The following is a 16,174-nucleotide window of genomic DNA, read 5'->3' on the forward strand; positions in this document are numbered from 1 at the left end:
GAAGACTATTTTTTCATAAAGAAGTTAAGCCGCCCAAACGGCACTCCGATGGTGTGAGACCTGTTTTTTTACGGAATATTTGCGAGAAATGCCGCACATCAGGATAACCGACTCGCTCTGCTATTTCACTTATTTTCAGCTCAGACTCCCGCAGCAGTGTCATCGCCCGGTCAAGCCTCTGTTGGGTTACATAATCCTTAAAGCCATGCCCCGTCTTCTGCTTAAACAGCTGACTGAAATATACGGGGTTTAAAAATACGAATGAAGCAACCTTCTCAAGCGTCAGCTCTGCTGCAAAATTAGTATGGATATACTGCAGTGCGACCTCAACCGCCTTTTCACCGCCGCTTGCATAATGATCATACACTTTTGATTCTGACATCTTGCGCATTAGTCTTATCTGCTCAGGAACGCACGATATATTATTAATATGGCCGGAATGCAGTACTTGAAATGGTATTTTCAAATAGCGTTTTAAATGGGTCCGCAGCTGTTCGATCAGCTTGCCAAGCTCTTCCCCTTCACGCAATGTGACGAGCCCGAGCAGATTTTTGCTGTCTATGCTTGCAACAAAGCCTTTTCCTGCACAATCCATCAGCTCAGATAACACATTATCGACAATGAAATGCTCCAATCTTAAATCAGCTTCTCCGTCCATCCTCAGCATAATGAGATGAAAATACGGATGATCTCCGATTATAGGTGATATATCGATACCTCCCAAATCGAGATTGGACGCCCAGCGAGCCGTAACAGCCTCGCGCAAAAATCTTAAATTTTGCGTGAGCAGCTTCACTTCTTTTAACCGTTTATTTTCTGCAGCGATTTCCTCATCCATTTCTTTTAATTTCTCGATGAGGCTATCTTTCCCGATCGGCTTCAGTAAATAATCCTTGGCGCCAAGCCGGACTGCTTCCTGAGCATACGCAAATTCTGAGTATGCCGAAATAACAATCCATTTGATATGGGCGAGGCGCCCCCGTGTCAGGCTGATCAGCTCCAGTCCCGTCATACCTGGCATTAATACATCCGTAAGGACAAGATCAATCGCCGCTTTTTGAAGCAGCTCAACCGCTTCAGCAGGGCCGGCAGCAATAAAAACCTGATGCTGTGGAAAATGATTGCGGATCGTTCTCTCGATTCCGTTGCGAATGACACTTTCATCGTCCACCACGAGAATATTCATCGCTTATCCTCCTCTCTGTCAAGCACCGGAAAGGATGCCGTAACAATCGTTCCCTTGTCAAGCGTGCTCTGTATTTGCAGCCCATAGCTTTCACCAAACATAAGGCTGATGCGCCGATGTACATTAAGCAGACCAATGCTTCGGCGTTCCTCCCGTTCATTGCCTGCTTTCTCGGCATTCTCTCTGCCTGCGAGCGAATGAACAACCCGTTCGAGCGTCTCTTGCTCCATGCCGACGCCGTCATCTTCTACAATAATTTCCAGCTTTCCTGCTGCATGCCTAGAGTATACCCTTAGCACACCTGACCGATTAAGCGGCTCCAGTCCATATTTGACCGCATTTTCAACGATTGGCTGCAAGATCATTTTGGGAACTAATGTTTTAAGCCAACGCTCCTCTACCTCAATATAAAGATTTGCCCGTCCGCCAAGCCGAGTTTCTATAATTGTAAAATAATGCTTGATTTGCTCCAGCTCCTGCTGCAGCGAAACGCGTGATGCTTCTTCCCAGTCGCTGCTGTAGCGAAAAATTTTCGACAGCGCCAAAATAACTCCGCCCAGCCGGTCATTCTCGCGCTCATCCAGCATCCAATAAATCATATCGAGCGTATTAAAAAGAAAATGAGGGTTTACCTGGGCCTGCAGCGCCTGCAGCTCTGCATGCTTCTCGCTGATCGAGGCCATCTTAATGCGCTCGATCAGTTCATCCATCTGCTCTACCATTCGATTAAATGAGCCTACTAGAACATTAAGCTCACCGTAAGATTCGACATGCACTCTTCCTTTAAAGTTGCCAAGCTCCACCTGTTTCATCTGCTGGATTAGCCTCTTGAAAGGCGAGGAGAAGGAACGGGACACAAGCGTTGCTAGAATAGTAGCTGCAGCTACCAGCACTAATATAACCGTAAGCAAAAATTGCTGCGTTTCCTTCAGCTCCAGCTGCAGCTCCCGGCTCGGCGTGACGCCGAGCATCGTCCACTCAGCCATCCCGATCTTGGCAGCAGTGACTAAAGCATGATCGGTCCCATGTACTATTATTTTTCCCTCGCGCAAGCTGTTGGAAAGGTTTGCAGGCAGCTCGGTATCATCCTCGCTAGTCCGAATAATATCCTGACCTGATGCGTCCTGTATGATGACATAACTGCCTGGACCTAGGCTCGCATTCGACAGCGCTGAGTATATCGCTCCTACATCTGTTTCGATCAGAACGACTCCGATAGATTTCAATGCGGTAAGCTCATATAATTGCCTGCCGAATGCAAAAACTGGCTGACGTATCCCCCCGCTCATTAACGATTCAGGGTATACACCGAGCCATCTCATTTCTCCGGTCGATTGCTGCAGCTCCGCAAACCAGGCCATCTCGGAATAGTCCCGGACTGAGGCTCCATTGGAACGGTCAAAGCTGAACACTTTATCTTCGTTAGTAACAATATGAATACCTAATATATCGCTGCGGGAATAAAAAATAGCACCTATGCTATCAGTAATTCGTCTCTCCAAATTAACGGCTTCGACCGTATCCGCAATAGTGTAATTCTGCAGGAGCCTCATTAAATCATAATTGCTGTTCAGAGATTTTGTAACGCTGTCATAGCCTTTCAGCAGCAGATCGAAAAGGCCGACCGTCTGCGATATATTTTTCTCGGCAATGGTGACGACCTTCTCTTTTATTTGATCGGTTGCGCGCTGGTAATAAGCAAAGCTGACGATAGCCAGCAGTCCTAGCGAGCTAAGCAGAAATATAAGAAACAAGCGATTATGAATCGATTGAAAATTTTTCATGCTTTCATATTACCCCTTAACGGCGCCTGCTACCATGCCTTTCGTAATTTTCTCTGACAGCAAGAAGTAAATAATAATTACCGGCAAAGCTCCAAGCACTAGAAAAGCGCCTATCGCTCCATAATTGACGGAGTATTGGCTGACAAAGCTGTATAACCCGAAAGGAAGTGTTTTAAGCCGCTCCGATGATATAAAAGTCGCAGCCAAAATATATTCATTCCAAATGTTAATAAAGGTTAAAATCAAAACCGTCATGATCGGCGGGATGGAAACAGGAAGTACGATGCTCCGAAAGATCCGGAATGCTCCTGCTCCGTCCATAATAGCGGATTCTTCTATCTCATGCGGAATCGTTCTCATAAAGCCGCTCAGAATAAATACGGCTAGCGGAATCTGGAATGCAACATACGGCAAAATAAGTGAAAGATGCGTGTTTAATATGCCTATATTGCTGAACATAATCATAAGCGGCAGCAGCGTGCTCTGCAGCGGAATCATCATCCCTAGCAAAAAGAGCAGCAGGACGAGCTGGCCATATTTCCATCTGAATCGGGTTATTGCGAAAGCGGTCAACGAAGCCAAAAGCAGCACGCCTGCCATAGTAATCGAAGTAACAAACAAGCTGTTGGACAAATACTTCCAGTAGCTGCCGCCCTCGATCGCGGCAGTGTAGTTCAGCCACTGCCACTTGGCCGGCAAAGCAAAGAAGCTGCCTGATAATATTTCTTCATTTGTCTTGAAGGAATAAAGAAAAAGCCATAGCAGCGGATACAGCTGCGTCACGAGCAATAATGACAAAAGGAAAAAAATAATTATTTTCATAACAGAAAAGCTGCGGCTGCGCTGATGGGTTGCAGGCGCTGTCTTTATATTTCGACTCATTTCAAGCGCCCCCTTCTAAACATAACGTTTTTCCAACCGTTTAAACAAATAATTGATCACGACTGTAGCGATTAAGCAGACCATGACTAAAAACGAAGCTACAGCGCTGCCATAACCGTATTTCTGCGAAAGAAAAGACATTTTATACATATGGCTTGCAATTACGTCGGTTGCATTCGCCGGTCCGCCGCCCGTCATAACCATGATTAAATCGAAGGATTGCAGCGAGCCGATAAAGGAAAGCACGACTGAAATTTTAAAAATAGGCACAATCATCGGCAGTGTAATATAACGGTCGGCCTTGAATCCTTCTGCGCCATCGATTTTAGCGGCTTCATACAATTCTGCCGGAATATTTTGTATGCCAGTAAACTGAATGAGTACGTGGTAGCCCAAATATTGCCACAAAGCAACGAGAATGATCGCGAATATAGCATATTTTGGCTCTGTAAGCCAGGCATGCGTCCAGTCATTCAGACCGAGTTTAATGAGTATTTGGTTAATCATGCCGCCCATAGAGGCAGGATCATATATCGTTTTCCATAGCTGGCCAATGACGACTACAGATAAAATAACAGGAAGAAAATAGCTCGATACAAAAAAATTTGGCTTGCGTACAAATCTGCTGATTAACATAGCGACAAAGAGCGCAATCGGAAGCTGAATAAGCATAGAAAATCCGGCAAGCATAAACGTCCGGCCGACAGAAGGCCAAAAAACTGGATCAGCTGTCAGCATTCTATTAAAATTTGCCAAACCTATAAATTTAGAAGCGCCAATGCCATTCCAATCCAGCATGCCGCTATAGATCGATATTAAGATCGGAACGAATACCAGGCAGTAGTATACAAACAAGCAGGGCAGCACAAATGCCACAATCGTCCAGCGGGACACTTTCAGCACATTCACGGCATCTCACCTCTTTCAAAGCTGCTTGCAATCTGGAAAGGAGGAGCGCCGGGCTTCCCCTTTCCAACTAGCTTTAGCCATGTTTAATTGTTTTCCTCATAGGCTGTCTGATGTTCCTTAGCGATAGCCGCTGCATCTTTTTTCGATACAAAAAGACTTTGAATGCTCGTTAGATGCACTTGAGCCGTACCCGGATTCATTGTATTGTCGAAGGCCAGATCGCCGCCCTTCACATCTTTGAACAAGCCCAGTACGTCCATTGCCATATTTGAGTAGCCTGCTGCTTTAAAATCTCCGTCAATATTTTGAGCAACACCGACGGCACCCTTCACGTCAAAAGCTTTTTTCGGATAGTTGGTCATAAAGAAGTTGAGGAAATCAAGCGTTTCAGCTAAATGCTTGCTGTTTTTCGATACAGCGAACGCACTGCCCGGGGCAAGCATGAACTCATTGACGTCCCCTTTTCCTCCTACCGTAGGGAACTTGAATACACCGACATTGTCATTCGCATTCACCTCGGAGGTTTCAATGCCGCCAGTCGCCCAGCTGCCCATAAAGTACATCGCCGACTTGCCTGTTTTAAACAAATTCTCGCCCGCATTATAATCGAATGAAGTCGCTCCTTCCTGGAAAGCACCTGCCTGCACTAGAGACTGGAAGGCATCAACGGCTTCCGTAAAGGCTGGATCCTCAAAAGTTTTGCTGCCATCCAGCACTGCATTCAGGAAGCCAGGTCCTTGATTCGTGCGCAGCAATATATTCATGAATAAAAATGATCCCGTCCAAGTATCCTTTTCACCGATCGCAATTGGCGTAATGCCTGCTGCCTTCAGCTTCTTTACTGCTTCCACCATTTCTTCAAAGGTTTGCGGCACCGTTACACCCGCTTGCTGGAACAGCTCTTTATTGTAATAGACGATCGCTATATTATTGCCGTCTGGCAAAGCATACAAATTGCCGTCGAAGGTATAGTAGTCAAGAATGCCTTCCTGGAAAGTTCCCTTAAGGCCGTTCTTTTCCACCATTTCATTAAGCGGTGCGAACAGGTCTGCATCTACGAACGGCTGCATTTGAGCTGCCGGGTTCACAATTGTAATATCAGGCACTTCCTTCGATGCGGCCTGTGTTTTCAGCTTGAGCTTCTGCTGGTCTGTATTTAAAGAATCCAGCTCGATTTTAATGTTTTGGTTCGCTGCTTCGTATTCGCTTACAATATCACGCAGCATTTGATACTTAGGGTCGGTCGGATCGGGATAAATGTTTTGGAACGTAATCGTTATTTTCTCGGTGTTACCTTTATTCCCTTGATTACTCGTGCCGCCTTGGTTACTTTGATTTCCCTGATTTCCTTTATTTCCTCCATCAGACGTACCGCCTCCGCATGCAGCAGTCAAGCTGAACGCCATAATAAGCGCAACCACTGCAGACAGCCATTTTATTTTTCCCTTTGCCATAACATCTTCCCCCTCGAATCATTATGAAGCTATTATGCTTTAGATTGGAGAGGCAAACAATAAAGTTAATTAAGAAGAGATGTTTGTTTTTTATAGATAGCCCGTTGTAAATTGGGTCTGATCTGCAAAAGACAAACAGGCTGCTGCCAAGATTCAATAACGATCTTGGCGGCAGCCTGTTTGCATTATGCCTTATGAAGGTATATATATAATTTGCCCTTCGGATACAGATGGCTCAGAAAGACGATTGTGCTGCAAAATCTCTCGCGGATTAAGACTGTAGCGCAGCGCAATTTGTTCCAGCGTCTCTTCACGCTGCACTATGCATAGCCTGATCTTTTTAAAGCTTTGATCAGAAGCGCTTTTATTTAAAAACATTTTTTTCCATTCCACTTCTTCCTGTTCTTCTGTACGCTCTTGTTCTTCAGCGACTGCTTCTATATCGCTCTGTACAGCCGCCTTGCGCGCAGCGCTTTCTCTCTTGCTCGATTGCAGCAGTGAGCTGATTCCTAAACCGCTTTGCTCCTCGCCTGACTCGCTCACAGGCTTCGCATTAAAGGCAATTTGCAAGCTCTGCTTCTCAGGCGCAGCTTCTTCGCGAGGGACAACAGCTTCATTATGCGCAAAAGAAAGCTCTGTTTCTTCCGCAGTATCCTCCAATTGCTCGAATGACGCCTCCTGCTCAACCGCTGTATACTGTGGACGTTCTTCTTCTTCCTCCTCAGCTAGATCGGAATCCTCATAAATCTCCTCATTTTGCTCTGCATTTTCCGGATCACGCAGTACAGCAGCAGAAGCTTGATAAGCAAGCTGTTCCGCTTGCCATTGCCCCTGCCACTTAGCCTGCTCCTCAGTTTGCCAATTCTCTGCTGCTTCCTCACGGTCATCTGCTGCGAGCTCTACCGTTTCCTGCTCCCACTCTTCCTCATCTGAATCAGAAGCGGCAATGTTATCCCATTGCTCATCAAGCTGCTCTTCCGGACGCTCCTCTTCTTCCTCTTCTTCCTGCTCTTGTTCAGCATCTTCCTCGCTATCATACGCGTGATCAGCGGCATACTCAGCCTCGGCCTCTTCATCCTCATCGCTTGACCGGTCGTATGATATTTCTTCTTCATCCTCCTGCACTATGTAGGAAGAAAAATGGGGTTGATATTGGGAAGATTCGAATTGCTGCGCATGAAGCTGTACTTCATCCGCCCGCTCATGTACAGCTGTGTACACCTCTTCGCTCCAGTTATTTTCTTCCTCATCCAATGATTCTACAAGCAAGCCCTTCAAAGAAAGCACGCCTGTAATATTCAAAGTACGCGCAGACAATATATCAACATCGAAATTGTCAATATCAATCGATATATCATCAAGACGAGAGACCCTGCTCATCGGCAGCGAAATTTCAACAGGAATGCGATGCTCCAGTACTAATAGGCCGTCTTGCTCCTCTTGGCCGCGATAAACGCCGTTCAGCAGCAATTGACCTCTTAATATGGCTTGTTCCCCTTCATCTATAACTGCAATACGGGGAATGAGCTCTATTTCCTCCAATTCATCTATCGCCGCTACATCTTCAGGCAAATGAACACGCTCATAAACATCAAATCGAAGACCATTTGTTTGATCTGACACGCTACAGTCCTCCCTCCATAGGTTGAATGCATTGTAATTAACGGATACATCCACTACTTATCTATATGGTAGAATAGTCATAAGCATGCCTATCAAATTGTTAGTCTTTCATTTGCTCTGCAAATTTTTTAAGCCAATCCGGCCAAGGAGCCTCTACATTTATACGCCGACCTGTAATCGGATGAGGAAAAATAAGCCTTTCCGCATGCAGCGCCTGATGTCCCAGATTTCCAACGCCCCCATATAAGGAATCCCCTATTAAAGGATGGCCCATATCACTCATATGAACTCTGATTTGATGTGTTCTGCCCGTTTCAAGCTGTAAGGCTGCAAGCGAGCAGTCGCTTCCTCTTGCCAGGCATTGATAATGCGTAACAGCCATCTCACCGCCCTGCGCAACCCTTCTCTTGCCGCTTATATGCCTGTCCTTGCCAATAGGCAGTTTGATGACGCCACTATTTTTTTTCAGCACGCCATGAACGGCAGCTATGTAATAACGTTCAACCTGATTGCTCCGCATCGCCTCATCCAGCCGATATTGCGCAAGGTCATTTTTAGAATAAAGCACAGCTCCGGACGTATCGGCGTCAAGCCGATGAATATGCCTTACAGGAAAAGGCTCCTCGCAGCCAGACATTGCATATTGCGCCGCTGCGATATCGAGCACGGCTGTTTGCCGCTCGTTGGCTTCATGAACCGGCATGCCAACCGGCTTGAGCAATACAAGGCAATAATCATCCTCATATAAAACTTCAATCTGCAGCTTTTCTTGCACGCGCATAGCCTTTACGAACAACGGCTCCTTCTTCAGATCAACCTTCGGAAAGGCATGCAATTGCAAAAAATGGCCGCGCCATTTCATTCCGCCTACAGAAAACAAACGATTTATCCACTTGGCAGGAAAAAATTCTGCTTCTATAAGCCACTGCTTAACGAGATGAACGTGACTTCCCGGTTCTGGCAGCTGCTTTGTTATGCGATCAGCATCAGAAGCTCTCCCGATTTCCCACCTTGCAATAAGCTCCCAATCCAGCTCCATCCATTCTCCCGATCGATTAATAGCAATATGCCAATCCATGTCTTACCCCCAACTGCATAACAAGCCTGCTCTACCGATCAGTAGCGCAGGCTTGCCAGTTATTATTGCTTACAATTTGTATATGCTTTATAAGCAGCACAGGCTACAGTCTGCTTAGCGCCTCGCTATGTGCAGCAATTGTAGCTTCTATATCTTCATCAGAGTGGACTGCTGACACAAACATGCCCTCAAATTGAGACGGCGCCACACTTACTCCCAAATCAAGCATGGAAGAGAAATATGCTTTGAACTGCTCCAGATTCGATGTTTTGGCAGTCTCATAATCAACGACCTTCTGATCGGTGAAAAACGGGCAAACCATTGAACCGACCCGATTGATTGTTGCGTCAATGCCATGCTTCGCTGCATTGCTTTTAAAGCCTTGCTCCAGTCTCATCGATTGCTGCTCCAGCTGTTCATAAACAGCAGGCGTTAACAGCTTCAAGGTTGTATAACCTGCAGCCATTGCAAGCGGATTTCCGGAAAGCGTGCCAGCCTGATAGATTGGTCCGCTAGGCGCAATCATCTCCATAATCTCGCGTTTTCCGCCGTATGCTCCAACCGGAAGCCCGCCGCCGATTACTTTGCCAAAGCAAGTAAGATCCGGTTTTATGTCAAATAAGCCCTGCGCACAGCTGTAGCCTACCCGGAACCCTGTCATAACCTCATCAAAAATTAACAGGCTGCCATATTGTACCGTAATGTCTCTAAGCCCCTGTAAAAAGCCAGGAAGCGGCGGAACGACACCCATATTGCCTGCTATCGGTTCAACTATAATACAAGCTATTTCCTCGCCGAATTTTTCAAAAGCAAGCTTGACCGATGCCAAATCATTGTAAGGTACAGTAATCGTATGGGCCGCAATTTGCTCCGGAACGCCCGGGCTGTCAGGCAGCCCCAATGTTGCGACGCCAGAGCCTGCTTTAATCAGCAAGCTGTCCGCATGCCCATGATAGGAGCCTTCAAATTTCATAATTTTCGATCGTTTTGTATAGCCGCGCGCCAATCTAAGCGCACTCATCGTAGCTTCCGTTCCTGAATTAACCATCCTAACGATATCAACTGAAGGCACGCGCTCGCACACAAGCTCAGCCATCAATGTTTCCAGCTCTGTAGGTGCGCCGAAGCTTGTTCCTTTTTCAGCTGTTTTCTTAATGGCCTCTACAACCTCTGGATGAGCGTGGCCCATAATAAGCGGTCCCCAGGAAGCAACATAATCAATATAGCTGTTGCCGTCTATATCAAAGACACGGCTGCCCTCGCCGCGCTCCATATAGACAGGAGTCAAGCCTACTGAACGGAAAGCGCGCACAGGGCTGTTGACTCCGCCCGGAATGACTTTTTTCGCTCTTGCAAATGCTTCAGCTGAACGCTGATCATTTCTTACCCGCGTTTGTTCATTGTTCATGTTAAGCTTCCCCTCTCAGCCAGCGAACCGCATCCTTCGCATGGTAAGTAATAATAATATCTGCTCCGGCGCGCTTCATGCTTAGCAGCGTTTCCAGAACAACCGCCTGCTCATTAATCCAGTCATTAGCAGCAGCAGCTTTCACCATCGAATACTCCGCACTCACATTATAGGCTACTACAGGCAAATCAAATTGCTCCTTCAGCAGCTTCAAAACGTCCATATAGGCTAAGGCCGGCTTAACCATAAGCATATCTGCTCCTTCAGCCGTGTCGGTCTCCGCCTCGCGAAGCGCTTCCCGTACATTGGCAGGATCCATTTGATACGTTTTGCGATCTCCAAATTGCGGTGCCGAATGCGCTGCCTCACGGAAAGGCCCGTAATAAGCGGAAGCATATTTCACAGAATAGGACATAATCGGAATATGCTCAAAGCCTGCTGCATCCAATCCTGCTCTTATCGCCTGCACGAAGCCATCCATCATATTCGATGGAGCGATAATATCAGCGCCTGCTTCCGCTTGGGAAACTGCGGTGCGAACAAGCAGCTCCAAGGATCGGTCATTATCTACCGTAGCCGTGCCAGTACCTTTATCCGCTATTATCACTCCACAGTGGCCATGATCTGTAAATTGGCACAAGCAAGTATCTGCAACAATCAGCAAGTCTGGCGCCCATTGTTTAATAGCTCTTGCTGCCTGCTGGACGATACCGTCCTGCGCAAATGCAGAGCTGCCCTCCGCATCTTTATAATCAGGCACCCCGAATAATAAAATCGCTTGAATGCCAAGCTCTGCAATTTCTTTAATTTCTGCTTCCAGCAGATCAAGCGAATAATGATATACGCCTGGCATCGAAGGAATTTCCTCTTTTACATTGCTGCCATGCGTCACAAACAGGGGATAAATAAAATCATTCGGCGTAAGCACTGTCTCCCTTACTAAATTGCGAAGTGCTGATGTTCCTCGTAAACGGCGGTTTCTTACTATCGGAAATGTCATTTTAACGATCCTCTCCTGCTTTATTCGTATAATTTACTATAGCCTCCAGCATATGCTGCATCGTAGAATGCTCCGCCTCTATGGCTGCTTCAAGACCTATCAATCGAATCGTCTGACTCGTCAGCGGCCCGATGCTTGCAAGGGGCACATGCTCCAGCAATTGCAACGGGTTGCCTATCCCGTTCTGCAGCAGCATTTCAACAAAATAGTTTACGGCAGAAGAGCTGGCAAACGTAATGATATCTACCTCCCGCCGCTTAAGCCACTCCAGCGCCTCAAGCTCATGAGCTTGAGCAGCAACTGTGTAATATACGGTAATTTCAACTGCATCTATACCAATGTTTCTTAACGTGTCTGGTAAAATTTTGCGTGCCAGATTGCCTCTAGGCAAAAGCACCTTTTGTCCAGTATGAACCAGGCCTTGCAGCAGCTCCAATAAGCCTTCCGCATGATAATGATCCGGCAGCTGCTCAACATGCAGGCCGTATTTTTTTAAAGCTTCAGCGGTTTTCGGCCCCACTGCCGCAATGCGGGCCTGAACGAATCGCTTCAGCTCCAGCTGCATCTCATCCAGCCAATACATAAAGTGTTCAACGCCGTTCACACTAGTAAAAACAATCCAATCGTAAGTTGGAGCTGCCAGCAAAGCCTGTTTAATCTGGGCGATTACATCCGCATCATCTGGTTTCTTTATATCAATCACTGGCAGCTCGCAAGGAATGCCGCCAAGCTGCGCAATGCTTTCCATAAACTGCTGCGACTGAGAGCGTGCTCGAGTAACGACAATCCGCATGTCTAACAGCGGTTTTTCTATGTTGCTATGCACCTTTTTCTCCGTTTCCACACTCTCACCGCCAAATCTGTCTGACTGTTGCCTAACGATAGCTGGGTTATTCGTGCTTAAGTTGCTCAAGAATGCGGTCGGCACCGTTAGCCAGCAACAATTTCGCGACCTCTTGGCCAAGTGCCTCCGGATCGTGCCCGCGACGAATTTCCTTTAACAAGACGGAGCCGTCAGCAGAACCCACTATACCTGTGAGCTCAATAATCGGTGCTGCATTTGCAGCGGAAGTGTCTGGGAATAAAACCGCATTAGCGCCGATTGGCACCTGGCAGCTGCCTTCCATCGTTCCCAGGAAGCTGCGCTCAGCTCTAACCGTTCTATCCGTGTCTGGATCATTGAGAAGCTGCAGAAGGTCCCTAATCGCACCGTCGGCTTCACGGCATTGAATGCCAAGCGCTCCTTGGCCTACAGCAGGCACACAAATATCCTCTGGAATTAAAGCGGAGATACGATCCTCCCAGCCCATGCGAGTCAGTCCTGCGGCTGCCAGCACGATTGCGTCCATGCCTTCCGTCTCAAGCTTGCGTATGCGGGAATCAATATTGCCTCTAATAAATTGGATCTGCAGATCAGGTCTTGCATGTTTAAGCTGACAGGAACGCCTCAAGCTGCTAGTTCCGACTTTTGCTCCTGGCGGCAGGTCCTCAAAGCTGCTTCCCTTGCGCATAATCAAGCAATCCTGTGCAGACAGCCGTTTGGGAGTAGCGCCGTTCATTAAGCCTGCAGGCTGCTCATAGGGCATATCCTTCATGCTGTGAACAGCCAAATCAATAACACCGTCCAGCAGCGCCTGTTCAATTTCCTTTACAAACAACCCTTTGCCACCTACCTTCGACAGCGTCACATCGAGGATGCGGTCTCCCTTGGTTACAATTTTATGAATTTCGAACGTATAGTTTAAGCCGTGTTGCTCGCAAATTTGCTGCAGCTGATCGATAACCTGGCCGGTTTGCGTCAAAGCTAATGAGCTTTGTCTAGTCCCAACTTTTATTACTCGCTGTACATGATCTACACTAGTCATCACAAACTGCCTCCTATTTAAATTAATGGAACGATGAAAAGGAATCTGTTACTACATTGACGATTAGCAAGCCGTATCCGACCAGAAAAAGCTTTGACAATTGCAGACCTGTCATCGCGTTTACAGCACGCAAATAAATGTAGCGCACATAAAGGATAAGCCCTGCGAAGGAAGCAAGTACCTTCCAATCAAGCAAATACATCGCCCGGCCTTCTACAAGCAGCGAGGTAACCGCAACGGCCAGCGACATTGTCAGGAGCGGCACCCCTATAATGACTGAGCGCTCCATATATCGGTCAATCGTATCCAGACTCGGAAAGCGGCGCATCATTTTGGACCACTTTTTATTTTTCAAGCGATTATGCAAAAACATATACATGCCCGCAAGCAAAGCTCCAATCGTCAGAGATGCATATGCGGCAAGCACTAAACTGATATGTACATACAGCATCTCTTTCGTTGTCTGCCACAGCTCGAACCGCTGGCTGCCTCTTGGATTGCTGTAAAAGTTCAACGCGAGCACAGCAAAGCCTACGGCGTTGACGAAAAAAACGATTAAATCTATATAAAAAAACCGATTAATAATTAATGACACCGTTACTAGAAACCATGAAAAAACTAATGAATACTCAAATGGATTGATTTGTAATGCTTCATCATGCCGCAGCAGCTGAATAAATAAATAGCCGGTTTGCAGCAGCCATACAAAAATAAGGAGCCCTGTACCTATCCGCTTAGCTTTCCGATTAGCATCAACAAAATCGGAAAAATAGAACAGAAGGCTCAGGGCATATACATAAAGCATTGCATCATACATCCAATTTGCAGATCCCATACTCCCTCCACCTTACAGCATGCTTATCCGTAGATGCCCCCAAGGATAAACGGCTACGCTGTCCTTCTCTTTAACAAAGGAGGCGCGTTTCCGTTAAACCTTCATTTCTTATAGTTTAAAGAATCTGGCTATGAGAGTTAATTAAGAACGTACTAGCGCCGCAACAGATTGAGTTGTATCGGATTTTGTTTTTGCACCAGCAGCCTGCTCGGCCGCTTGCAGCTCTGCCTCGCGCACCTTAGCCAAATAATCATCCAGAGCGAACAATTGCACAAATGTATTCATTGCCTCATCTGCCCGCTTCTCGGCTGCCATCTCTTTAATTCGCAATATCGGATCCTGCATCATTTGATTTAACATGCTTTTCGTTAATTTGCTAATTACTTTCCACTCATGCTCATCAAGGTCAGGCAATTTATTTCTAAGGCTGCCCATCGTTTCGGCATGAACATCAGTGGATTTCGTTTGAAGCGCACGGATAAGCGGAACAACGCCAAGCGTGCGATACCAATCATGGAATAATACAATTTCTTCTTCTATCATCGCTTCAATCTTGACCGCTTCCTGACGACGATGCTCAAGATTTGTTTCTACGATCCCTTCCAAATCATCTATATCATATAAAAATACATTATCAACAGCCGCTATTGCCGGATCCAAGTCTCTTGGAACAGCAATATCTATCATAAATAATGGCTTGGATTTGCGGCGCTTCATCGCAGCAGTTACCTGCTCGCGGTTAAGAACAAAACCTTCCGCTCCAGTAGAGCTGATAATAATATCTGCCTCATGAAGCCTGTCCAGCGCTTCACTCATAGAATAGGCAACTCCATTAAACTTGTCCGCCAGCAATATGGCTCTCTCGCGAGTACGATTTACGACAACAACCCGCTCAGCGCCATTGGCATATAGATGCTTTGCCGTCAGCTCGCCAGTCTCGCCAGCTCCAATAATCATAACGGACTTTTTCTGAAAAGTACCAAAAATCCGTTTGCCCAGCTCAACTGCGGCATAACTTACAGATACCGCCGTTTCTCCTATAGCTGTTTCAGAATGAGCACGTTTTGCCATTGTCACAGCTTGCTTAAACAGCATATTGAATATCGTTCCGGTAGTTTTCTGAGCTTGTGCAAGCAAAAACGCGTCCCTGACCTGGCCCAAAATCTGGGTTTCCCCGATAACCATAGAATCAAGACCGCTTGTCACCCGGAATAAATGCTCAATTGCTTTCTCATCCTCATACATATATAAATGGCTAGTAAAGTGCTCTCTAGGCAGTTTAAACCAGTTCTCCATAAAGCTGCGAATATAATGCCCGCATAGATGATGCCTGTCCACAACTGCGTATAATTCAGTGCGGTTACAGGTCGCCACAATGACACATTCCATGATGCTCTTTGTATCCATAAACTGCTTTAAAGCAGTTGGCAGCTCTTTTTCCATAAAAGCAAATTGCTCCCTGACTTCAACGGGTGCTGTGCGATAATTTAGTCCTACAGTAATAATGTGCATGAGCGAATGCCTGCCCCCTTCTGCCCTTATACAAACGGTTGTCAAGCTACGATAAGTATAGCATAGTTTAACTTTCTCATTTTATTCATTTATGAATAATGTTTGAAAATTCATTTTCATTATTCCCTATCAGAAAAGAAATAACCATGGATTGGACCCATGGTTACTTCAAGCAATTTTAATTTAAGAACTTATACAAGCTCGATTTGTTTCATTTTTGGTTCTTCTACTTGCAGCTCGCCCATGCCACGAACTAGCTTCTTCGCATGAGTCGTCTTCGGCTTCAATACGGATAGCATGTAGTCGATCGCAAGCTGAGGATCAACAGTTTCACCGCAGGTATAGCAGTCAAGTGCTGCAAAGCCTCTCTCTGGGTAAGTATGAATCGAGAGGTGACTTTCCGACAACAACACTAGCACTGTGGCGCCTTGTGGTTCAAATTGCTTGGACTGAACGGATAATACGGTTGCACCGCAAGCCTCCGCAGCTTCTACCATATGAGATTGCAAAAATTCTGCGCTGTTCAGCAAATCAAAATCCACACCCCAAGCGTCAACAGCAACGTGCCTTCCGAAAGTTGAGTATTCCATCTTCCGGTTCCCCCTTCCTAGGAATAAAATGTTTGAAAAATTTCATCC

Annotated in this window: 14 protein-coding genes; all 14 read right to left on the reverse strand. The window is 46.4% G+C overall.

Annotated elements, in window-relative coordinates:
* Positions 1-13: 13 nt before the first annotated feature.
* The 14 genes from V1L65_RS00285 to speD all read right to left on the reverse strand — a co-directional run bounded on the left by V1L65_RS00285 (position 14) and on the right by speD (position 16,126).
* Positions 14-1,186 (reverse strand): response regulator, encoded by a 1,173-nt coding sequence (locus V1L65_RS00285; RefSeq protein WP_331697041.1) that lies wholly within the window; start codon positions 1,184-1,186, stop codon positions 14-16.
* A complete protein-coding gene (locus V1L65_RS00290; RefSeq protein WP_331697042.1) occupies positions 1,183-2,970 on the reverse strand; it encodes a cache domain-containing sensor histidine kinase in 1,788 nt (595 codons plus the stop codon). The genes V1L65_RS00285 and V1L65_RS00290 overlap by 4 nt, the downstream gene beginning before the upstream one ends.
* Before the next feature lie 9 nt (positions 2,971-2,979).
* The gene (locus V1L65_RS00295; protein WP_442955658.1) at positions 2,980-3,792 is read right to left on the reverse strand and encodes a carbohydrate ABC transporter permease; all 813 of its coding nucleotides are present in this window, start codon (positions 3,790-3,792) and stop codon (positions 2,980-2,982) included.
* A 75-nt stretch (positions 3,793-3,867) separates the two neighbouring features.
* Positions 3,868-4,761, reverse strand: coding sequence for a carbohydrate ABC transporter permease (locus V1L65_RS00300; protein WP_331697044.1), 894 nt, complete (start codon positions 4,759-4,761; stop codon positions 3,868-3,870).
* Positions 4,762-4,844: 83 nt separating this feature from the next.
* Positions 4,845-6,215: an extracellular solute-binding protein gene (locus V1L65_RS00305; protein ID WP_331697045.1), complete on the reverse strand. Its 1,371-nt coding sequence runs from the start codon at positions 6,213-6,215 to the stop codon at positions 4,845-4,847.
* Positions 6,216-6,407: 192 nt separating this feature from the next.
* On the reverse strand, positions 6,408-7,838 hold the full coding sequence (locus tag V1L65_RS00310) for a LysM peptidoglycan-binding domain-containing protein (protein WP_331697046.1): 1,431 nt from the start codon (positions 7,836-7,838) through the stop codon (positions 6,408-6,410).
* 100 nt (positions 7,839-7,938) lie between these two features.
* Positions 7,939-8,916, reverse strand: a complete 978-nt coding sequence (locus tag V1L65_RS00315) for an RluA family pseudouridine synthase (protein ID WP_331697047.1) — start codon at positions 8,914-8,916, stop codon at positions 7,939-7,941.
* A 103-nt stretch (positions 8,917-9,019) separates the two neighbouring features.
* Positions 9,020-10,324 (reverse strand): glutamate-1-semialdehyde 2,1-aminomutase, encoded by a 1,305-nt coding sequence (hemL, locus tag V1L65_RS00320; protein ID WP_331697048.1) that lies wholly within the window; start codon positions 10,322-10,324, stop codon positions 9,020-9,022.
* A gap of 1 nt (position 10,325) precedes the next feature.
* Positions 10,326-11,324 (reverse strand): porphobilinogen synthase, encoded by a 999-nt coding sequence (gene hemB, locus V1L65_RS00325; protein ID WP_331697049.1) that lies wholly within the window; start codon positions 11,322-11,324, stop codon positions 10,326-10,328.
* A 1-nt stretch (position 11,325) separates the two neighbouring features.
* Entirely contained in the window at positions 11,326-12,237 is a 912-nt protein-coding gene (locus tag V1L65_RS00330; protein WP_331697050.1) for a uroporphyrinogen-III synthase, read from the reverse strand.
* Complete coding sequence (gene hemC, locus V1L65_RS00335; protein WP_331697051.1) at positions 12,215-13,189, reverse strand: hydroxymethylbilane synthase; 975 nt, start codon at positions 13,187-13,189, stop codon at positions 12,215-12,217. Before hemC ends, V1L65_RS00330 begins: the two co-directional genes overlap by 23 nt.
* Before the next feature lie 22 nt (positions 13,190-13,211).
* Positions 13,212-14,024 (reverse strand): cytochrome c biogenesis protein CcsA, encoded by an 813-nt coding sequence (ccsA, locus tag V1L65_RS00340; protein WP_331697052.1) that lies wholly within the window; start codon positions 14,022-14,024, stop codon positions 13,212-13,214.
* A gap of 141 nt (positions 14,025-14,165) precedes the next feature.
* Complete coding sequence (hemA, locus tag V1L65_RS00345; protein WP_331697053.1) at positions 14,166-15,536, reverse strand: glutamyl-tRNA reductase; 1,371 nt, start codon at positions 15,534-15,536, stop codon at positions 14,166-14,168.
* Between the two features lie 191 nt (positions 15,537-15,727).
* A complete protein-coding gene (gene speD / locus V1L65_RS00350; protein ID WP_331697054.1) occupies positions 15,728-16,126 on the reverse strand; it encodes an adenosylmethionine decarboxylase in 399 nt (132 codons plus the stop codon).
* Positions 16,127-16,174 lie beyond the last annotated feature (48 nt).

This window comes from Paenibacillus sp. IITD108 (assembly GCF_036541265.1).
In the GTDB taxonomy this organism is placed as follows: domain Bacteria; phylum Bacillota; class Bacilli; order Paenibacillales; family Paenibacillaceae; genus Pristimantibacillus.